Origin of the sequence: uncultured Brachyspira sp., from assembly GCF_910578695.1 — a bacterium.
Lineage (GTDB): Bacteria > Spirochaetota > Brachyspiria > Brachyspirales > Brachyspiraceae > Brachyspira.
Genome location: NZ_CAJTQJ010000004.1, coordinates 68902 through 90067, shown reverse-complemented (window position 1 = coordinate 90067; position 21166 = coordinate 68902). Strand labels below are relative to the sequence as shown.

Below are 21166 nucleotides of genomic sequence, written 5' to 3'. Positions count from 1 at the left end.
AGCAATGAAGAAAATATATAAATTAACAGTATTATTTATAATTTTTAGTACAGTTCTTTTGTCATGCGGTGAAAAAGATATTGAAACAATGGAGCAGTATGAAGCTAGAATGAACAGCCTGCAAATTTTAAAATACTATAATATACAAGATGTTATGCCTCCAAGAATTGTAGATGACGGAGTATTATTTACTTTTGCTGAAAATTATGATTCGGTAGAGGTGTCTGGGGATTTTAATAATTGGGAGGACAGCATACCTCTTATAAAAAGTTCTTATGGTGTTCATTATTATTTATGGCAGTATCCTTTAAAAACAGGAAAATATTCATACAGATACAGAGTTAATGGTGTTTGGATTAATGATCCTGTAAATTCCAATGTAGAATATGATAATAATAATCAATCTGTAAGCTATTTTACTTTGACTAATGATATAGGCTTTTATGAAAAAAATCCTATTTATAATTCAGACGGTACAGTAACATTTTTCTACAGCAATACTACAGCTAGAGAAGTTATGTTTACTTCTGATAAATTAGGATTTGACAGTTTGAGATACCCTATGACTTATTCAAATAATTTATGGGTTATAACTTTAAGGGCTGAAATAGGAAATTATTATTATAATTTTGTTGTAGACAGAATATGGGAAATTGATCCTCTTAATATGAATGTATATAAAGGAAGTGATGGAAGACTGCACTCATATACTTTGATAAATTATAATCAAACTAATAATGTAAAATATTAAAAAATAGGATATCTATTAATTTAGGTATCCTTTTTTATATATTTATTTTATCATAATTTATTTATCATCATTATTTGTAGGATTATCAGCATTTAAATCTCTAAGCCTTTCTCTGATTTCTGAAGTAGTTTTTAAAGGATCTTTTTCTTTTATTTTAGGCTGCTTGAATACGGATAATGTTTGATTAAGAATATTTTTAAAACTGTCATCAACCATATTATTTTTAGAATTAATATACATCATTTTTATTTGATCTTTAGTTTCTTTATCTTCTATTTTGGAAAGGAGATTAATATTATGATCTGAAACAGAAACTAAATACATATCATCAACTATTTCTATTATTGAAATATATCTGTTTGCAGCTATAGGAGTAGTGGCAATCACTTTAATAATATCGCTTGAACCTGATACTTTTTTTGATTTGTTTTTAAGATAAATGAATACAAAATATATGCCTGCCAAAGTAATTATAAATCCTATAATAGCCCTAATAAACATCCAGCCATTACTCACTGATGCTCTGTCTTGAATATTTCTAATATCTTGTAATATTGCAGGCTCATCGGCATTATTAGTATTATTTAATGGGGTATTAAAGAAATTAGTTTCCGCTGTATTTTCGTTATTTTCTTCTATATTATTATTTTCGTCTGTTATAGGTATTACTGTATTTTCATCAGCTGTATTATTATAATTTGTATTTTCCTGAGTGAATGCTGCTGCAAAAATAACAAAGAATATGACATAAATTTTTTTTATCATATATAAACCGATACGGAGAGAGCGGGATTCGAACCCGCGGTAGGGGTTGCCTACGACAGTTTAGCAAACTGCTCCCTTCGGCCTCTCGGGCATCTCTCCAAATTATATATTTTTCAAATAGTTGTATTATGATAACATAAATAATATTTTTAGTCAAGTTTATTTTTACTAATTTAATAATATGAGTAATTTTGACAAACTGTATATTTTTAATTATAATATAAGATTAAGGATTATATTATGATTAAAGAATTATATGCATATTTGGAAAGTATAAAAGACATAACTGCTGAATATAAAGAACATACTTATAGAAGTGCTTTAGAAATTTTATTAAATGATATAAAAAATAATCTTAATTTAAAAAGAGTTAATATAAAGCATGAGCCTAATAATGATAAAGAGGGCAGAGGAGCACCTGATTTTTTAATTACTATTGATTCTTTAGTATTGGGATATATAGAAAATAAAAGAGTAAATGCTAATCTTGATGAAATTATTAAAAGCGAACAGATAAAAAAATACTTAACTTTAAGCGATAATATTATACTTACCGATTATTTGAGATTTATATTAATTGATGAAAATTGCAATATCATTGATGAAGTGAGAATATGCTATCTAAGCGAGATTAAAAATTATAAAAAGATTAAACTAGATGATGCAGGCAGAAAACTTTTAGATATATTTAAAATATTCTTTTCAAGAGAGCCTAAGCCTATAAATACAGCTTTAGAGTTTGCCGACGCTTTGGCTATACGTACGAGAATATTAAGAGATGATTTATATGAGCTTGAAAATAATAATCAAATACAAAGATTATATAATATATTTAAAAATACAATTTACTCGCAGATATATTTTGCTGACTTCTGCGATAATTTTGCCCAAACTCTTACTTATAGTTTATTTTTAGCAAGACTCAATACAAATGAAAAAATAGATTTATATAATCTAACTAAGTTTATACCGAAATCATTTCCATTAATAAGAGCAATGAGTAAATTTCTTCAGGATTTGGAAGAATTAAATACTAATGACTTAAAAACTATTAAATGGCTTTTGAATGAAATAATAAACATCACAAATCATATAAATATTGTTTCTATTATAGAAGAATTAAATAAATATGATAACACAGCTGTGCAGAAAGACCCTTATATGCACTTTTATGAAACTTTTTTGTATAAGTATAATCCAGAGCTTAGAGAATTAAGAGGTGTTTATTATACTCCTCAAAGTGTTGTTAATTTTATTACCAATTCTATAGATATAGTTTTAAAAGATTATTTTCATAAAAATAAAGGCTTGGGTGAGGCATTAGAAAAAGATACTAATATAACACTTTTAGACTTTGCAGCAGGTACAGGCACATTTTTACTTGATTCTTTTAGAAAGGCTTTATCTTATTATCAAAAAAACTCTGTTAAATATAACCCTAAAGAATTAATTAATAAATTTTACGGCTTTGAGTTTATGATAGCCCCATATACAATAGCACATCTTAAAATATCTCAGACACTAAAAGAAGAATTTGATTATAGTTTAGAAGATGATGAAAGATTAAATATATTTTTAACTAATACATTAGAAAATATACATTTAGATGAAGGCAAAGAAAAAAATAATATATTTGAAGAACTTAATGAAGAGATGAATCTGGCACAAAAAACAAAAGAAAAAAGTATTCTCATAATAACAGGAAACCCTCCCTACAGCGGAGCAAGTGCCAATAAATGCATATTTGAAGAAGAAGTAAGAAAAGAGTATAAAGACAGTTTGGAGTATCCGCCTTTAGCTATAACAAGAAATGGAAAAATAGAAAAAGAAAAAAATCCTAAATGGCTTCTTGATGATTATGTGAAGTTTATAAGATTTGCACAGCAGAAAATAGATAATCAAAATGCAGGCGGAATATTCGGCTTTATTTCTAATAATTCATTTTTGGATAATCCTACTTTTAGAGGTATGCGTTACAGCTTATTAAAAAGTTTTGATGAAATATATATTGTTAATTTGCATGGCAATACAAGAAAAAAAGAAGTTTCTCCAGACGGCAGCAAAGATGATAATGTATTTGATATAATGCAGGGCGTGAGTATAAATATATTTGTAAAGAATAGTCAAAAAATAAAAGATAAAGAACTTGAATATAAAAAACTAAATCCGTCATATTATAAGCATAGCAATGATTATGCTAATGTATATTATTATGATTTGTACGGTAAAAGAGAATATAAATATAATTTCCTTACTTGTAACAATATCAAAAGCATAGAGTGGAAAAAATTAGAATATAAAGAGCCTTTCTTTTTGTTTATAAAACAAGATGAATATTTACAAGAAGAGTATGACAAATTTTATAGTTTAAAGGATATGTTTAAAATTTCAGGAGTAGGTATATGTTCAAAAAGAGATAATATAGTTTTTCAAAATGATAAAGAAAAACTTATGAAACTTTTGAATGATTTTATAAGTAAAGATAAAGAAGAATTGTATAAACTATACGATATAGGAGAAGATTCTAGAGATTGGAAATTAGATATAGCTATTAAAACAATTAAAGAAAATGAAAATGAATTAGAAAATTATATTATGAAATGTCATTTTCGCCCTTTTGATTTTAAATATACATATTATGTTAATAAATCAAGAGCTTTTATGGCATATCCTGTTTATGATATATTTGAACATTTTTTGAAAGATGATAATAATATCGGATTAATATGTGATAGGGGAACTAAATTGCAAGAATTATCAAATATTTTTATTTCTAATAATTTAATTGATTTACACCTTGTAGGTTCTGGAAGCTATATTTTCCCTCTATATTTATACAATACACCTAATGTAAGAAAAGCTATTCAAACTGAAAATTATAATGTTGGGGATTTGTTTAAGAAATATGAAGAAAACATTTTTGAAAACTCAGACAGAATAGAGAATTTTACTATTAATTTTAGAAATTTCATCGATAAAAAATATGACTGTCATTTCTCCCCTGAAGATATACTAGGCTATATTTATGCTGTACTCTTTCACAAAACTTACAGAACTAAATATATTGATTTCTTAAAGATAGATTTCCCTAAGATTCCTTTTACAAATTCTAAAGATATATTTATAAAGTTAAGTGTTTTAGGTACTAAATTATACAATCTTCATTTAATGAAAGATAATGATTTGAATAAGATAATAGGAGAAGGTTTATATAAAGATGATAAAAACAACAAAATAGAAAAGCCTCTTTACAATGAAAAAGAAAACAGACTATTTATAAATAAAAGTCTTTATTTTGACAAAGTATCAAAAGAAGTTTGTATGTATAAAATCGGAGGATATCAAGTATTAGATAAATATTTAAAATCTCATAAGGGCGAAGATATCGATTACTCATATTTTCAGAAGATTATACAGATTTTAAATAAATCATTAATTTTAGAAAATGAAATTTCTATATTTAATTTATCATAAATTAAAAGGCTTTAACTAATATATATTTAATCAAAGCCCTTTATTAATATTATTTATGCATGAGTTTCCCATTCATAATCATAATTATATTCTTTATAGTTTCCTTTAAATACTACGCCTTTAACTACTAGCTTTTCATCTAATATAACCAAGTCGGCAATATACCCTTCTTTTATTTTTCCATATTTATTATCTATACCCATAACCTGAGCGGGGTAAAGCGAAGCCATTTTCAAAGCCTCTTCAACTGCCGCACCTGCATAATTAACTGCATTTCTTACAGACTGACTCATAGTAATAGATGATCCTCCCAAAGTACCATTATCATCTATAAGTCTGCTGCCGTCTTTATGTATTTTTTTGCCTGCCCAAATATATTCTTTAATGTCTGAAGCAGCAGGAGGTATTGCATCGGTTACTATGCATATATGTCCCATCTTTAATTTGTATGCAAGCTCTACCGAAGCAAAATCGCAATGCACTCCGTCGCATATTAGTCCTACATATATATCTTTAGTTTCAAGTACAGCCCCAACAGCACCGGGCTCTCTTGAACCCCAAGGACGCATAGCATTAAATAAATGAGTAGCGAAAGTTATTCCATAAGGTATTTTATCTTTAATTTCTGCATAAGTTCCATTAGTATGCCCTACAGATACCACCTTCCCAGCCATAGCAAATTCTTTTATTATTTCGCCGTCAACCATTTCAGGAGCTAATGTAACCATTACGCATTTTGAAGCATTAATTTTTTCTATCATATCTTTATTAGGCTCTCTTATGAATTTATCATTATGAATGCCTCTTTTTTCATGCGATATATAAGGACCTTCAAAATGTATGCCTAATACTCCTATAACAGATAAATCTTCTATCTCATTAAACAAATCTATTATTTTAAGCATATATTCATCGCCGTTTGTTATAATAGTAGGCAAATATGAAGTGCATCCGTATCTCTGGCAAACTTCATTAATATTTTTTAATGTTTCAACAGAAGGATCAATATTAATATCATAGCCTCCTATGCCATTAACCTGCAAATCTATATATCCGGGTGCTGCTATTTTACCTCCTAAATCTATTCTTGTAATAACAGCATCAACATCTATTTCTTTTTCTACACTTTTAATAACATTATTTTCTATAACTATGCAGTGGCCGTCTATAAACTTCTCGCCGTCGAAAATTTTGATATTAGTAAGAGCATAATAAGATTTATAAAGCCCTTTAATAAGTTCTTTAGGATGTAAACTCTTGCTTTCCAAACTTTTTGCATATTTATAAGTTTTTACTTTCAAATCGCTGCTTGATTCCTCATCTGCAACGATTATAAGTTTTTTATGTTCCTGAAGTACAGAAGTAGGGTAGAACTGACTTATAGAGCCTTCTACGCAATGTGCTAATGCATCGGATACCTCATATCCGTTAGCCATAACCAGAACATATTTAGCATTAAAAGCCTCTTCAAAACCTAATGTAAACCCTTCTCTTGGAAACATTTCCATACGCATATTTAATTTTTTGGCTTCATAGCTTCTTATAATCTCGCTTATTTTTTTATCTCTTACGCTTCCTTCCAATGATGAACTTGGAGTATTAAGCAGAAAACTTCCGTCTTCGGCTAAAGTATCTATTAATAATGTGATATTTCCTAATTCTTTTATAAGATTAGCCATTCTCTTTGCTTCTTCTTTTCTATTTGCTGCACAGCTTTTAAATAGATGTATATTTTCTTTAGGTATATCTGTATATTTTAAGAAATTTTCTTCTAAATATTTTTGAGATATATTGGAATCTATATACTCTCCTGATGAAACTACATGTATATTTTTAAAAGATACTATATTATCATTGTAAAATGACAATAATTTTTGAAAATATGATTTATTTACATTTCTAAGCGGAAAAGATAATACAAAAGGCTTATCCGTATCCGAATAATCCAATATACATTTTACTGTATAATAAGCAGCCCATTCATAAACGCTTTCATTTGTAATAATGATTCTCATGATTATTCTCCTTAATTATTCATATTTTTTATTTTCATAAATATAGTCTGACTTGATAACCTTAAAGATGATTCATAATCAGCTATCACTGTTACATCTCTATGCTTCTGCAATTTGCTTAGAGGAGAAGAATTGCTTATTCCATACTCTAAACATTCTTTTAAAGAGCAGGAATTATCTATTCCAGATGATGTAAGTAAAATAGTATCAGTCATATCTATAAAACCCATACCCATACTAAATACAGTAGCAGGCATATTGTTTTTATTATCAAATTTATATTTTATTTCATTTATCGAATGCTCGCTTAAAGTTTTTATTCTAAAAAGCGAAGATAATGATGACATTCTTTCATTTCCAGCCGAAGTAGAATCAGCTGTAAGAGAATACCATATAACATCGAATCTGCCTATTTTTTTTATTATTTCAAGCTGTTTATCCATTTGGTTTTCATCTTCATTTCCATTAAATAAAAATATATTTTCATCAGGCATATCTATTTTTGAAATAAGATTTTCTTTTAAAAAATATGCTTTGCTGTTAATATCATTAGGGGAAAGTCCTATATATTCTGATTGCTGAAATATAAATATATTTTTGAAATTTATTTTATAGTTTTTAATATTTTTTACTATCTCTTTGTAAATATCTTTGGTATCATCTTGGCTTGAAACGGAGATATATAGTTTTTCTTTTTTTTCTTGTTTTTTTTCCAAAAAATTGAGAATATGCTTTGCTGTGAATATTGTATAATCTTCATACGAATCAGCTATATATATATTCATTAATAAGTCCTTTTAATAATTAAAATTAATCTGAACTTATTATAACATTTTCCCTATTTTCTGTATATACTATATAATCAGATATATTCTTATTATTTTCTATATTATATTCTTTATATCCTGCAGTAAAATTTATATTTGTATCGCTGAAATTATTTATAGTTATACTAGGATTTATAATATTTCTTCTCATATTTATAGGAACATTATTTTTAGGTATTGTAGCTGCTATTATCCAAGGTTCAAATTTTTTCACATTCTCTTTTACCGATGCTATTGCGGTATATAATTTAATTTGTCCTATATTGGTTTGTATTACATTATATTCTAATTCGTCTGATGAAAGTATTTGTATGTATGTAGATGAATTATCTCCTTCTATTATAAATTGATTTTTAGTATTATCAAAAGTAATAGGAAGTTTTGAATTGATATTCCATTTATATTTATATCCTAATGAATGATATTCTTTGCTTATATCTGTAAGAGCCTCTATATTTTCTTTTATTATTAAAATATTAGGCTTTAGATAGTAAAATCTTCTTTCATAGTTTTTTAAATTAATGCTGTAAGTATATTTTTGATTTGCTTTTGCATATACATAAAACATTTTATAATAATTAGTTATATTTTTTATATATGAATAGCTTCCCGTATTTTCTTCTATTTTATAATTATCTATAATTATACCATTATGAAAATCAGCATCTTTAAATATTTCATAATTATTTGAATCGAAATTGCAGCCTAATTCATCTATTATAGAATCACCATAATTATAATATACAAAGCTCATTCTGTCATTATGATTAAGTCCGAAAGAATTATCAATATTTCTGCCTTTGGCATATACAGCTAAATAAGGAGCATTCATAGCTTTTATATTTTCATTGTATATAGCAGTTTGTATTTTTTTCAAAAGAGAAGTTTCAAATTGAAAATCAGCTGAAGAATTAACATTATCTCTAAGATAATAGTTATTCCACATTAATGAATACGGCAGATATTTTAATTCTGATGCTTCGCTTTGTGCAAATACTGCATAGTTTTTATATAATGGATTTGCATACATTTTACTTAAAAGCTCCATAACAGCATTTCTTGCCCCTGTATCGAATTTTAATTTAGTTCTGTCATATATTGCCGTATATCCTATAGGTAAAGTATAGCCTGAAGGATATCCTGCAATTGATAAATATTTCCCTATATTTCTGAAAGAAGTTAAAGAGAAAGCATCAAATATACCTACATTTTTTAATGATAATGCATAATTTAATATAGGCAGAATAGTGTCAAATGCTTCGCTTATAGATGACTTAAAACTTCCGTCATTTTCAAATATAGAAAATATCATTGCATTAATATAATTCATAGAAAAATAATGCCAATTTCTAATTTGATCCTGACTGACATTTTCATTAAGCATATTAATTGATATTAAACCTAATGTTGTAATATATTTTATTATATTTTTATTTCTGTATTCTGATGGATTTCCTATTATATAATTATAAAGTATTTCACCGTATTTTATGAACTTCTGCTTCATCAAAACAATTTCTTCCGGCGAAAAATCATTATAAAGCAAATCAAAAGGCATAATAAGTGAATTAGCCAATATATTAACTGCATCTATAATATTATAATTTTCTATATTATTTTCATCTAAGTTCATTATATCTCTTATCATCTGCTTTATTTCATATTTCAATAAATTATTATTAGGTTCAAAAGATGCTTTCAAAGACATAAGCATTGTATGAGAAGGGAGATTTTCAAAGTATAATTTATTGGTATTATTATTTGATGAATATGATATATTATTTACCGACCATTTTCCTATATTTTCTGATGTATATAATTTGAATGCATTAATATTTCTTAAAAGTACAGAAGGCTCAAGTCTGTTTTGTCTGTATATTAAATTATATAAAATATCAAATGTCTGTTTATCTATATATACAAAAGGTCTTTTTATATTAAAAGTTTTATTTGTTATAGGTATAATTTTTGTACTGTTTTCATCTATAAAGAAATGATAAATTCTTCTTAAATTAGTATCCCCATTTTCATCAAATGCTATATACCATTTGCCGTTTTCTAATATATTTGTCATAGAGAAAAAACTATTATTTCTTAATGTGTATTCATATCTCGAAGTAAATGAAGGTTCTTTTGATATTGATATTCTAGCGAGAGATATTTTTTTATTTATCATTATGAAAGGAGGATTGCTTTTAGCTATATGCCCGCTTTCAGGCAGTATTAGAGATATATTTTCTACTCCTCTTCTTATATTGTCATGTTCTGCTATTGCAATTTTTACTTTATCTTTAGTATCAATATCTCCTATAGTTTCTATACTTACAGATAATTTATCTAATTTATTTTTTTCTAATGGAGGATTAAAGTCAGATGCATATAATATGAGATTTATATTTCTATTAACTAAAGGGTTTTCTATATAAAATGTTTTTTTTACATTATTTTCTTCTGTTTGAATATTTAATTTTATTGGTATATTATCAGAATCTATATTGTATGTTAATGATATTCCATTTTCTATTTTTATTTTTCTGTATTTTAAATTAATGAATTTTGGATATTGTTTATTATATTCAGGATATGTTATTGTGTAAGAATTATCTTTTTTATCATAAATAGCTTCTATTTCTCTGCTTACAATTTTTTTCTGAGAACATGATAAAATGGATATTATCAGCAATGTTAATAAAAGTCTTATAAGATTTTTCATTAATTATATTTCCTAATTTATTCCATTCTAACTCTATGCAAACCTCTTAAATAATAAGTAATATCCTGAATGTTTTTATCTATCATTTGCTTATATTCATCTGGTATATTCTGATCTCTTATAAGCTTGAACATTTCAAGTCCTTCCTGAAGATTTCCGAATAAACTTATTCTAGCAGCATTTCTTAATATTCTTTTATATTTAGAGTAATAAGTATTTTCAGGCATATTATCAAAACCATAAGTGATTACAAGTTTCTTTTCATAATCATCTATATCATCTAAAAGCTTCATTCTCATAGTAGGAGTTTCGCTTGCAGGCTTTAATTGAGATTCAGGCTTAGCTAATTTAGCACTTTCTTTCGGAGCTTCAACTTTTACTGTAATATTCGGCTGCTGAGCTTGAGGAGCTGCCTGTCCTATCTGCTGAGAAGAGTCAGGAGATGATACTATAGATTGTCCGCCTGCAGGAGGAGTATAACCTTCATTTATTTCTACACGGCTATTTTCTATTTTATCAATAATAGTGAAAGGTCTTTTACTCAAATTTTCATCTTTAGTACTGTCTGAATCCTCCAATCTATTTTCAACAAGATTTTCTAATCCTTCAGATGCCTTATTTAATCTGTCCTCTCCTTCTGATAAAACAGATACAATTTCAGATTTGCTTTCTATTTCTGTCTCTTGCCTTTCTTTTTCTTTCTGCTCTCTGTAATCGTCCATAGCGGCACATAGTAAAGCGGCAAGTTTCGTAATTCCCTCTTCTGTTTTAGCATTCATATCCGATAATAAACTTCCGCCTGATTGTATTTCTTTATCATAATTACTATCATCATTATCATCATCTGAAACATAGCTTCTTTTCATTGTAGATGCTATATCTTTAGCAGAAGTTTTTATATCGCCTCTTATTTCTTTAAGTTTTTCCTCCTCTTTTTTTAAGAGCTCTCTTTTTTTATCTAATGCTTTAGATTCCTTTTCTATTTGCTTTAATATTTTTAAATTTTCTTTATATTGTTCTTTATCTTCTTTTGACAGTTTATTAGTATTTTTTTGTGCATTTTTTAAATCGCTTACCGCTTCTTTTAATTTTGCCTTTAATTCTTTTTTTTCCTGTTCTGATTCTAATAACTTTTCTTTTAAGGCTTTAATTTCTTTTACGGATTCTTTATCTGTTTTTGATGCTTCATTTTTTGATTTCAAAGCCTCTTTTGCTTTTAATTTTAATTCTTCATTTTTTAATTCTATTTTTCTTTTTTCTTCTTCAAGCTTTTGATTGCTTTTTTCTAATTTTTCCAATCTTTTTTGAAGTTTATTTATTTCAGCATTATTACTTTGCGATTTAGCAAGTGCTGATTTTTTTGATTCTAAATTCTCTATGATTTTTTTATATTTATCTTCTATTTTTTTCTTTTGTATCTCTACTACTTTTTTATATTTTTCATTAAGTTCGGCTATTTTCTCTTCTGATTTCTGAAGTTTTAATTTCAATTTTTCAGACAATTCCTTATAAGAATTTCTCCCTGTTGTTTTTTCTTCTGATGAAGATTTTTTAGATGAAGTTTGTTTTTCAGTGCCTGTTTTTTTTACAGCCATTATAAAGTACCTGCCATTATATTATAATCCTTATTAGTATTAACGGAAAAAAATTAAATTTACTAATAAAAATATTTTTTTATTAAATAATAACATATTTTTTATTTATTAGCGATAAACTTCCTAAAAAATTATCATCTAATTTTAAATGGGCTTATCATAAATTAATATTTTTTTACTTGAAAAATATTTTATAAATGATATAATCATCAGCAATAAAATTGAATTAATTTTAAGGAAAATATATATGAATGCTTTACTAACTTTAGGAATTGTAGTTTATTCTATAATATGCGTATTATTGATTTTAATAATTATTATACAAGGCGGTAAAGCAGAGGGCTTATTTTCAAATGCTCAGGCTAATGTTTTAGGAAGCCAAAGAGGTAATGCTTTGAGCAAGGCTACAACTTTTCTTTCTGCTTTATTCATAGTTGGTGCTTTGCTTATATCTATTGCTATAAGTACTCAGAAAACAGCATTTGAAAATTTCGCTAATGACAATAATAATAATAATAATACATCAGCAGTACCTGCTCCATTAACAGTGCCTCCTGCTGATAATACTAATAATATTAATAATACTATGGAAAATACTAATATAATTTCTAATCAGTAATAAAAGTAATTATTATAATATTTATAGAGTATCATTGCCGTTTTTATATTTATTATCTGCATTATAATAAAAGTTTAATAATTTCTACATAATTAATGCTGTCATTACCTAAATATTGCATCTTCTAATATATCTATTAATCCTCTTGCTCCTGCCTATAGAAAAGGGGATTTAATTTTTCATCTTGCAAGGTTTATATTGACTGCTTTACAGATTTTGTATTTCCGCTATGTAGAGCCTAATATCAGTAAATAGTACAATAATAATTTCATAAAAATTTATTTATTTAATAATAAAAAAATAATTTTAAATACAATCTATGGTTTTTAGATTTTTATTACTGATTTATAAATTCAATTATCATTAGTAAAAATTACTCCGCAGCACCTAATTCTTTAAGTTTTTTTATTACTGCCTCATATCTCCTACCATCATCATATCCTAGTCCAGCATAACCAGCATAATATAAAACTCCGTTTCCGGCTCCAGTTTTACTATTTATGTCTATTCCTAAATCCTTAACTAGATATTCAAATACTTCTATATTACCATTTAAGGCAGCTATATGAAGCCCATTTGCTTTGTATATGTTTTCAGAATAAACTAAATCAGGATCAAACTCAGCAAGCATTTTTATTGTATCAATATTTCCACAACCGCAAGCCCAAAGAAAAGCATTCTCACCGTCATCATTTTCAACAAAAGGATTCGCTCCATTATCGAGTAAATATTTCATTATACCTAAATCTCTATAAAATACAGCAAACATCAAAGGCGTAGTATTTTCTGCATAATAGTTTCTATCCATAGACTTGCTGTATAAATCACCTCCGGTATAAGTTTGATTAATATCTTCGCCTTCTCTAACTAGTTCCTGAACTCTTTTTAAACTATGATTTTGTATAGCCCCAAATATATCATAATTTTCATTGTACTTGCCTTCTTCTCTGCCTTCATAAGAAAATAAAGAAAGTAAAGAATCAATATTAATAAATTTACCTTGAATCTTCACAACATTGGTATATGTTTTATGATATATATTTTCAGGTTTGCTTATATAACTAGAATCATTATTAATATTTATAGCTTCATCTTCTTTTTTCTTGCATGACAAAATGAAAATTATTAATAAAAAAATCAATAATATATTTTTAAACACTTTTATTTTTTTTATAAACATTTTTAATATATCCATATTATAATTAATAATTTGAAATATTATACTCTAGAAATAAATTATTTTCTATAAATATAAAAAATATGACTTTCTGAAATTAATGATTATATATATTCAAAATTGCAATAAATTTTAATAGTTTATTATATTAATATAATAAAAAAACAAGAGCAATAAATAAATATTACCCTTGCTTTATAATATTATCTTTTATTTTTACTTTACTAAGCCTTTTTTATATACAATTTACCTTTTCATCAGTGATAGCTTTAGTAGGACATTTAGCTATACTTTCATTTGTAATAGCATAATCTTCATAATTAACTATGGCAAGATAATTATCAACTTTCATTCCGCCCTCTTTAGTATTTTTCACGCATATATTACATCCTATACAAGCTCTGTCGCATGCTTTTTTAGCAATAGGACCTTTATCTTTAGACTTACAGTAAACATGGAACTCCTGAGATACAGGGTGAATTTCAATGAGTTTCTGAGGACAAGCCTTAACACATGCCATACATGAAACACAATTATTCTCTACTATAACAGGCATTCCTGTTTTTTCATCTTTAATTATAGCACCAAAATCGCAAGCCTTCATACAATCATAAAAACCTACACAGCCGTAAGAACATTCCTTATTGCCTCCCGCCATAACAGCAGAAACACAAGTATCAGCACCGCTGTAAATTCTATTTGATTTAGCTATGCCTTGATGTCCATGACAGAAAATATAAGCTCTAGTTCTATCTTTTTGTTCAGGAGCAACTTTTCCTAAATAATCCGCAATTTTAGAAGTAGTATCTGCTCCGCCTACAGAACAGCCGTCAACAGGAGCTACATCATCAACTAAAGCCTTAGCAAACTGGGCACATCCGGGAAAACCGCATCCGCCGCAATTAGCACCAGGGAGAATTTCTGTGAGAACAGTAACTCTCTCATCAACTTCAACTCTAAAAATCTTTGAAGAAAATATTAATAAAACAGCCAATATCAAGGCGATTAAGCCTGAAGATATTGAAGCTACCAAAACTGATGTCATCATTTTATTTATCCTTGTAAATCTTCTAACATATATTAATATATTATTATAATTATATTTTAATTATACCAGAGAAACCATAGAAAATAAGTGCAAGTATGCCCGCAGTAATGAAAGGCATAGCAGGACCTTTAAAAGCTTCTGGTATATCAGCAGTCATTAAACGCTCTCTTATACTAGCCATTATAACTAAAGCCAATGTAAAGCCGACGCCTGCACCTAAAGCAAATACTATATTCTGTATGAAATTATACTTATATAAAACACCGAATAAAGCCAATCCTAATACACAGCAGTTAGTAGTGATAAGAGGAAGGAATATACCCAAAGCTAAATACAAACTTTCGCTAGTTTTTCTTACAACCATCTCAACAAACTGAACCAAAGAAGCAATAACTATAATAAAAAGTATGGTTTGAAGAAATTCTATTTTAAAAGGAACTAATATATAATACTGTATCATCCAGCTTATAGCAGCAGTCAGAACAAGTACAAAAGTAACAGCAATTCCCATACTAACAGCCGAATCTAATTTATTAGATACGCCCAAGAAAGGACATATACCCAAAAATTTAGTCAAAACGAAATTATTAACCAAAACTGTAGCAATAAACAATAAAACTAAATTAACCATTAACTTTACCTCCTCTGGCATCTATAGCTCTCTTAATAGCAATTAAAGTTCCTAAAGTAAAGAAAGCACCCGGAGCCATAATCATAACAACCCAAGGGGTAGTAATTTCATTATATGCATTTAAAGCAAAAGGCATAGCAGACTCAAAGAATCCTCTGAAAAAACCTACTATATCAAAGCCTAGCCAGCTGCCGTTTCCTAAAATCTCTCTGACTGAAGAAAGGAGTATCAGAGAAACGAAGAAACCTACACCATTACCTAAAGCATCAAAAATACTAGGTATAATGCCGTTTTTACTAGCAAAAGCCTCTGCTCTTCCTAATATAATACAGTTTACAACTATAAGAGGTATATAAGGACCTAATGATAAAGACAGAGTGTAAAATTTAGCTTTCATAACTATATCAGTTAAAGTAACAAAAGCTGCTATAACTACAATGTATCCCATAATTCTAACTTCATTAGCGTATATTTTCTTAATGAGCGAAATTAGAGCCGATGAACAGACAAGAACGAATATTGTTGCTGCGGACATACCTACAGCATTCATTACGCTGCTTGTTACTGCCAAACTAGGACACAAGCCAAGAACCTGAACGAAAGTCGGATTATTTATCCAAATACCTTTCATAAATATTTGAGAATTTTTCATAATAACTAACCTTGATTCAATTAACATTATAATTAATTATTCTAACATAAATAGAATTTTTTTCAAGTATAATTATAAATATATGATAATTATAGCTAATTTTTTAAAAAAAAGATTATAAATTTAAATAAAACTAGGGCAGGTTTCTATAATTTCCAAATAATACATTAAAAAACTAAAGTAAAAATTTTAGTATAAGCAGTAAATATAGAGGGCGGGGAATTAGAAAAGATTTAAAACTTAATTAGAAAAAGCATATCCAAGCCATTTTATATTTACTGCTTTATTTCTTAATCATAACTTTCGCCTATTTTTTTACTTAATTAGAAAAATAACTATCTTTTAAATCCGACATTTACTTAGTCCACCTTCTTCATCATAAATTTTCTCCATCTCTTCTCTTGTTTTCATTGTGTCTCCTTTTAATTAATTTAATGAATTTGGTTTTTTGTTTGATAATTTTTTTAACCTGTTCTTAAGTCTCCTCTTTTTTTATTTATTAATTATTTTCTCTAAATCTTTTTTTATATTCAAAGCCATTTTCTCATCAAAACTTGAAAATGAATTTTTTTCATATAATATATTTTTATCGCTGTCTATAACTATTATCCAAGGAAGCCATTTAATATTATATTCATCAGAAATATTTTTGTATTTATCAGCATTAACTTCAGTAAAAATCAAATTATCATCTATAAACTTTTTTAAGTCTTCATAAGCAAATACTTTCTCTTTAAGCTCATAGCAGTTAGCACACCAAACGGCAGAGAAATCTATAAGTATCGGTTTATTATTTTGTTTTGAAAGCTCTAATGCTTCATTATATGATATATGATTTGAAGCTTCATTTTTTTGTTTTATAACTTCATAAACATTGCCTAATAATATAGATAATATTAATACAGAGACGAATATTTTTATCTCTAATGAACTAAGCATAGCAGATTTATTTTTTATTATGTAAACTAATACTGCAAATACTATTATTATTGCTGAAGCTAATATATAACTTATGTCAGTAAATCCCAAAACTCCGAAAAGTATATTAGCATAATAAAAACTTATCATCATCATTAAAAAAGTAAAAATATATTTAACATAAATCATCCAAGTTCCTGCTTTAGGCATTTTTGTAAGTAATGAAGCGAATGTACCAAGAATGAATAATACTGAAGAAAAACCCAAAGCATAAACTGCCATATAAAGAACAGCAAATACAGGATTAAGAAAACCTATTTCTAAAATAACGGCTATTATAGGAGCAGCACAAGGAGAAGCAGCTATTCCTGCAAGAAGCCCCATTATATATTTATGGAATACTGGCTGATTTTTTTTGCCGTATGCATTTGTTTTTGCAGACTGCAAAAAACTAGGAGCTTTAATTTCATAGAATCCAGCCATTGAAAATGTGAAATATAAAAATAGCAATACTAATACAGTTAATACTATAGGATTGTATCCAAGACTTCCAAAAAGTATGGTTTTATGAAAAATAAATCCTGCAGCTGAAACTAAAGCACCCAAAAAAGTATATGCTGTGATTATGCCTAATGCAAATAAAAGCGATGCTAAAATACCGGACTTTTTATTATCATTATTATTTGTATTTCCAAGAACTGATACAGTTATTGATAATAATGGATAAGTACAAGGCAAAAGCACAGAGACAAATCCTGCGGCAAATATTAATATTAAAGTTATAAATATATTATTGCTTTCTTTTATATAGTTTTCTATAGAATCTGCATTTTCAGGCTTTTCATCTTTTATAATATCAGTTTCTTTTCCGTAAATAATTTCACTTTGAGGAGAAAGACATATATTATCTTCAGATGAACATAGCTGATAAACTGATTTTATAAAACTAATATTATTTATATCAATATCATTTAAGATAAACTCCTGTTCTCCTTTTATTATAATATCATCATAATATTTTTCTCCTTTAGGATATATTGTATCTATTTCTTTATTATCTGCCAAAAATAATATTTTATTTGCCATGCTTGATTCCAAATATGCATAATAATTATTTGGTATAATTGCTTTTACTTTTAATTTATTATTATTTGTTTCTAAAATAAAATGAATTTGAGGATTTTTATTTAAAGAATCAAAATTGTTTAAATTAAATAAATTATTATTTTGAGCTAATGAGGTATATGCAGCAATAAATATTAAAATTATAATATATTTTAATTGATTTATATTCATCATAATTATTATGCCGTTTTTTATTATATATTTTTGTTTGTATAGTATAACATTTATAATAATATTTTAGTTAAAAATTAATATTTTATTATTTATTTAAGAATTAAAAAATAAAAAAGCCGCTATAAATTAAATTATAACGGCTGATTATATTCAAATATTCAAAAATTAATATCTAGTTTCATAAGGTAAAAATGCTATATTTCTAGCTCTTTTAATAGCCTTAGTAACTAATCTTTGATGTTTAGAGCAGGTGCCATTTAAACGCTTAGGTATTATCTTACCGCTGTCTTTAACATATCTTTTTAATAATTTAATATCTTTATAATCTAAAACATCAATATTATTTTTACAGAAATAGCATACTTTTTTCTTGAAGAATTTTTTTCTTCCGTCTTTTGTATTTGATTCCTTATTGAAATGAGGTTTTTTATCAGTTTTAACTTTATTTTCTTCCTCATTATTATTATTGTTATTATTAGCAGTATTATTATTTTCAAGATTTTCTGTATTTTCTAAATCCATTGTTTATCTCCTAATTAAAAAAATTTATATGATATTAAAACGGTACTTCATCATCATCTTCAAAACTTCCCAAATCAACTCCTCCGTTTGAAGCAGAAGGCGAATAAGCAGTATCCATACCAACAGAAGAACCTGAAGGATTCCCTAGCATCTGCATAGAACTCATAACTATTCTAACTTTTGATCTGGATGTATTAGTATCTTTATCCTGCCATCTATCCTGTCTTAAAGTACCCATTACAGCAACTTGCTTTCCTTTTGTAAGGTATTTGCTCACAGTTTCAGCAATTTTTCCAAAAGCTACCACCTCAAAATAATTAACTTCTGTAGTATTTTTACTGCTGACATAATAATTATTTGCTATAGAAAACTCTGCAACTGCACTGCCGCTAGGCAAATATTTAGATACAGGATCTGCTGTAAGTCTTCCTATTAAAGTTACATTATTAAAATCTGTTGCCATAATAAAACCTATTTAAGCCTCTTCTTTATTATTTTCTTCTTTTTTATTCTTCTGAACTATTTCATCTAAACGAACTATTATAAATCTCAATATACTAAGTTCATAACGCAATTCTTTTTCAATATGCACTAAATTATTTCCGTCACATCTGAAATGATAATAATAGTATTTACCCTGATTAACTTTTCGTATAGGATAACTTAAATTATGAATGCCGTAATCAGCTTCATAGAATATTTCGGCATGATAATTCTGAAGTATTGTTTTTACATGCTCTTTTGCTGTTTGATGCAAAGCATCATTAATTTCTGTTACGAATAATATTTCGTATTCTCTCATATTTTTAACTCCTTGGACAAGACTTCTATATATATTAAAAAATAATACAAAAGAAGCGAAGTATATAATTTTTATTTGAAAAATAATACAGGATTTTTATTTAAAAGTCAATAAAATTAAAATTAATAATAAAAAAAAATCTATTTTTACTATTTTCTTTATATTTATATTGTTTTTTATATTATAAATTAATCAAATACAAAAAAAATATAGATAAGTAAACATAATGTATTTGATTTAATTTTTCAATATAGTATAATAGAAAATAATAAAAATCTTGGAGAATCAAATGAGAAAATTACTAGTTATGTTTTTATTTGCAGCTATAAGTATCTCTGCATTTGCTTATGAGACTATTCCTTATATGTTTCATAATATGATTCCTTATGGAATTACACCTGACAGAGTTAATGAGATATTAATGGCTTCTAATTTTTCTTCAGCTGCAGCTGAGCCTATAAGCGGTACATTTTATGTAAGCAAATATCCTGATCCTGATTTAGTATGGTATAATCCTCATGCTATGAATTGGATAAATGTAAAATTTACCACTAATGATGTTTCAGAGCTTTTTACAAGAGATGAAAATATTTTATATTTTAATTTTACAGTTTCTAATGAATTTAAATGTATGACTGTCAGAGCTGATAATATTAATGATCATGCAACTTTAGCAGGAAAAGAAACTAAATGGGCTTATAAATTCTTCTTTCACGAAGATAAATTATTTGCTGTCAGTGCTGTTTATGAAGGTGATTTTACTTTAGAAGGATATAAGAATGCAAATCAGGATAAAGAATATGCTCACCCTGGATATGTAATGTCAAGAGGTTTATTCAGCAGAACTTTAGGCGGATTCCATATGAAATACGGCGGATTCCATAACAGCAAGCATGTTACTTTTGATGATTTTACTTCTATGAGATACGGAAATTATGTTAATAAAGCTGCTAATACTTCTTTAGCTGTTTATTATGCTACTTACGGCGGAAAAAATATCAACTTTGTTGCTTCTTATGTAGATAATTTTAGAATGGCACCTATAGCAAACAGATTCCAAAAATCTTATTATGAAAATTATTTTGATTTTGCTGATGTTCCTGTAGGAATACCTCCTGAAATCAAACCTCCAAAAGATGAAAATGAGAATGATAATCAAGCTGCTGATAATGCTCAGTAATTAATAATTGATTTTAATAAATAGAAAGTCTGTATTTATTATAGGCTTTCTATTTTTTTTGCAGTAAATATATTTCTCAATATTTTTCAAATATTATATTTTTATCTTTTATTTTTTGCAAAAAACATTTATATATGATATAATTAAAAAATTAATAACTTTTATTATATTTTTTGTT

The 21166-nt window shown here is 26.8% G+C and carries 17 protein-coding genes and 1 tRNA gene; 4 read left to right on the top strand and 14 right to left on the bottom strand.

The window, feature by feature from the left end:
• The first annotated feature begins 4 nt into the window (after positions 1-4).
• The gene (locus QZ288_RS02340; RefSeq protein ID WP_295154544.1) at positions 5-751 is read left to right on the top strand and encodes a protein kinase; all 747 of its coding nucleotides are present in this window, start codon (positions 5-7) and stop codon (positions 749-751) included.
• 57 nt (positions 752-808) lie between these two features.
• Here QZ288_RS02340 and QZ288_RS02335 read toward each other — a convergent pair whose 3' ends face one another.
• The gene (locus tag QZ288_RS02335; protein WP_295154542.1) at positions 809-1516 is read right to left on the bottom strand and encodes a flagellar biosynthetic protein FliO; all 708 of its coding nucleotides are present in this window, start codon (positions 1514-1516) and stop codon (positions 809-811) included.
• A gap of 13 nt (positions 1517-1529) precedes the next feature.
• Positions 1530-1615, bottom strand: a tRNA-Ser gene (locus tag QZ288_RS02330).
• A 141-nt stretch (positions 1616-1756) separates the two neighbouring features.
• Here QZ288_RS02330 and QZ288_RS02325 point away from each other — a divergent pair.
• Complete coding sequence (locus tag QZ288_RS02325) at positions 1757-4990, top strand: type ISP restriction/modification enzyme (RefSeq protein ID WP_295154539.1); 3234 nt, start codon at positions 1757-1759, stop codon at positions 4988-4990.
• A gap of 53 nt (positions 4991-5043) precedes the next feature.
• Here QZ288_RS02325 and nagA read toward each other — a convergent pair whose 3' ends face one another.
• Genes nagA through QZ288_RS02305 form a run of 4 tightly spaced genes read right to left on the bottom strand, consistent with a single transcriptional unit; the run spans position 5044 to position 12140 of the window.
• Complete coding sequence (nagA, locus tag QZ288_RS02320) at positions 5044-7005, bottom strand: N-acetylglucosamine-6-phosphate deacetylase (RefSeq protein ID WP_295154537.1); 1962 nt, start codon at positions 7003-7005, stop codon at positions 5044-5046.
• Between the two features lie 11 nt (positions 7006-7016).
• Positions 7017-7790: a glucosamine-6-phosphate isomerase gene (locus tag QZ288_RS02315; protein WP_295154535.1), complete on the bottom strand. Its 774-nt coding sequence runs from the start codon at positions 7788-7790 to the stop codon at positions 7017-7019.
• A 25-nt stretch (positions 7791-7815) separates the two neighbouring features.
• The gene (locus tag QZ288_RS02310) at positions 7816-10545 is read right to left on the bottom strand and encodes an RNA polymerase subunit sigma-70 (RefSeq protein WP_295154533.1); all 2730 of its coding nucleotides are present in this window, start codon (positions 10543-10545) and stop codon (positions 7816-7818) included.
• Positions 10546-10562: 17 nt separating this feature from the next.
• Positions 10563-12140 (bottom strand): hypothetical protein, encoded by a 1578-nt coding sequence (locus QZ288_RS02305; protein WP_295154532.1) that lies wholly within the window; start codon positions 12138-12140, stop codon positions 10563-10565.
• 247 nt (positions 12141-12387) lie between these two features.
• On the opposite strand from QZ288_RS02305, the gene QZ288_RS02300 reads away from it, so the two are divergent.
• On the top strand, positions 12388-12759 hold the full coding sequence (locus tag QZ288_RS02300) for a preprotein translocase subunit SecG (protein ID WP_295154530.1): 372 nt from the start codon (positions 12388-12390) through the stop codon (positions 12757-12759).
• A 373-nt stretch (positions 12760-13132) separates the two neighbouring features.
• Here the strand turns inward: QZ288_RS02300 and QZ288_RS02295 are convergent, their stop codons facing one another.
• The 8 genes from QZ288_RS02295 to rpsF form a co-directional block, all read right to left on the bottom strand.
• Positions 13133-13933: an ankyrin repeat domain-containing protein gene (locus tag QZ288_RS02295; protein WP_295154618.1), complete on the bottom strand. Its 801-nt coding sequence runs from the start codon at positions 13931-13933 to the stop codon at positions 13133-13135.
• Between the two features lie 238 nt (positions 13934-14171).
• The gene (locus QZ288_RS02290; protein ID WP_295154528.1) at positions 14172-14984 is read right to left on the bottom strand and encodes an RnfABCDGE type electron transport complex subunit B; all 813 of its coding nucleotides are present in this window, start codon (positions 14982-14984) and stop codon (positions 14172-14174) included.
• A gap of 49 nt (positions 14985-15033) precedes the next feature.
• Positions 15034-15615 (bottom strand): electron transport complex subunit RsxA, encoded by a 582-nt coding sequence (rsxA, locus tag QZ288_RS02285; RefSeq protein ID WP_295154526.1) that lies wholly within the window; start codon positions 15613-15615, stop codon positions 15034-15036.
• The gene (locus tag QZ288_RS02280) at positions 15608-16267 is read right to left on the bottom strand and encodes an electron transport complex subunit E (protein ID WP_295154524.1); all 660 of its coding nucleotides are present in this window, start codon (positions 16265-16267) and stop codon (positions 15608-15610) included. Before QZ288_RS02280 ends, rsxA begins: the two co-directional genes overlap by 8 nt.
• A 492-nt stretch (positions 16268-16759) precedes the next feature.
• Complete coding sequence (locus QZ288_RS02275; RefSeq protein ID WP_295154616.1) at positions 16760-18481, bottom strand: cytochrome c biogenesis protein CcdA; 1722 nt, start codon at positions 18479-18481, stop codon at positions 16760-16762.
• A 168-nt stretch (positions 18482-18649) separates the two neighbouring features.
• Complete coding sequence (gene rpsR, locus QZ288_RS02270) at positions 18650-19006, bottom strand: 30S ribosomal protein S18 (protein ID WP_295154522.1); 357 nt, start codon at positions 19004-19006, stop codon at positions 18650-18652.
• A 34-nt stretch (positions 19007-19040) separates the two neighbouring features.
• The gene (ssb, locus tag QZ288_RS02265) at positions 19041-19469 is read right to left on the bottom strand and encodes a single-stranded DNA-binding protein (protein ID WP_295154521.1); all 429 of its coding nucleotides are present in this window, start codon (positions 19467-19469) and stop codon (positions 19041-19043) included.
• Between the two features lie 12 nt (positions 19470-19481).
• Positions 19482-19808: a 30S ribosomal protein S6 gene (gene rpsF, locus QZ288_RS02260; RefSeq protein WP_295154519.1), complete on the bottom strand. Its 327-nt coding sequence runs from the start codon at positions 19806-19808 to the stop codon at positions 19482-19484.
• A gap of 289 nt (positions 19809-20097) precedes the next feature.
• On the opposite strand from rpsF, the gene QZ288_RS02255 reads away from it, so the two are divergent.
• Positions 20098-20988 (top strand): hypothetical protein, encoded by an 891-nt coding sequence (locus tag QZ288_RS02255; protein ID WP_295154517.1) that lies wholly within the window; start codon positions 20098-20100, stop codon positions 20986-20988.
• Positions 20989-21166 lie beyond the last annotated feature (178 nt).

What these genes read in the sequence shown, in the direction of transcription:
- QZ288_RS02340 (WP_295154544.1), top strand. Translation starts at nt 5, where the DNA reads ATGAAGAAAATATATAAATTAACAGTATTATTTATAATTTTTAGTACA.
- QZ288_RS02335 (WP_295154542.1), bottom strand. Translation starts at nt 1,516, where the DNA reads ATGATAAAAAAAATTTATGTCATATTCTTTGTTATTTTTGCAGCAGCA.
- QZ288_RS02325 (WP_295154539.1), top strand. Translation starts at nt 1,757, where the DNA reads ATGATTAAAGAATTATATGCATATTTGGAAAGTATAAAAGACATAACT.
- nagA (WP_295154537.1), bottom strand. Translation starts at nt 7,005, where the DNA reads ATGAGAATCATTATTACAAATGAAAGCGTTTATGAATGGGCTGCTTAT.
- QZ288_RS02315 (WP_295154535.1), bottom strand. Translation starts at nt 7,790, where the DNA reads ATGAATATATATATAGCTGATTCGTATGAAGATTATACAATATTCACA.
- QZ288_RS02310 (WP_295154533.1), bottom strand. Translation starts at nt 10,545, where the DNA reads ATGAAAAATCTTATAAGACTTTTATTAACATTGCTGATAATATCCATT.
- QZ288_RS02305 (WP_295154532.1), bottom strand. Translation starts at nt 12,140, where the DNA reads ATGGCTGTAAAAAAAACAGGCACTGAAAAACAAACTTCATCTAAAAAA.
- QZ288_RS02300 (WP_295154530.1), top strand. Translation starts at nt 12,388, where the DNA reads ATGAATGCTTTACTAACTTTAGGAATTGTAGTTTATTCTATAATATGC.
- QZ288_RS02290 (WP_295154528.1), bottom strand. Translation starts at nt 14,984, where the DNA reads ATGATGACATCAGTTTTGGTAGCTTCAATATCTTCAGGCTTAATCGCC.
- rsxA (WP_295154526.1), bottom strand. Translation starts at nt 15,615, where the DNA reads ATGGTTAATTTAGTTTTATTGTTTATTGCTACAGTTTTGGTTAATAAT.
- QZ288_RS02280 (WP_295154524.1), bottom strand. Translation starts at nt 16,267, where the DNA reads ATGAAAAATTCTCAAATATTTATGAAAGGTATTTGGATAAATAATCCG.
- QZ288_RS02275 (WP_295154616.1), bottom strand. Translation starts at nt 18,481, where the DNA reads ATGAATATAAATCAATTAAAATATATTATAATTTTAATATTTATTGCT.
- rpsR (WP_295154522.1), bottom strand. Translation starts at nt 19,006, where the DNA reads ATGGATTTAGAAAATACAGAAAATCTTGAAAATAATAATACTGCTAAT.
- ssb (WP_295154521.1), bottom strand. Translation starts at nt 19,469, where the DNA reads ATGGCAACAGATTTTAATAATGTAACTTTAATAGGAAGACTTACAGCA.
- rpsF (WP_295154519.1), bottom strand. Translation starts at nt 19,808, where the DNA reads ATGAGAGAATACGAAATATTATTCGTAACAGAAATTAATGATGCTTTG.
- QZ288_RS02255 (WP_295154517.1), top strand. Translation starts at nt 20,098, where the DNA reads ATGAGAAAATTACTAGTTATGTTTTTATTTGCAGCTATAAGTATCTCT.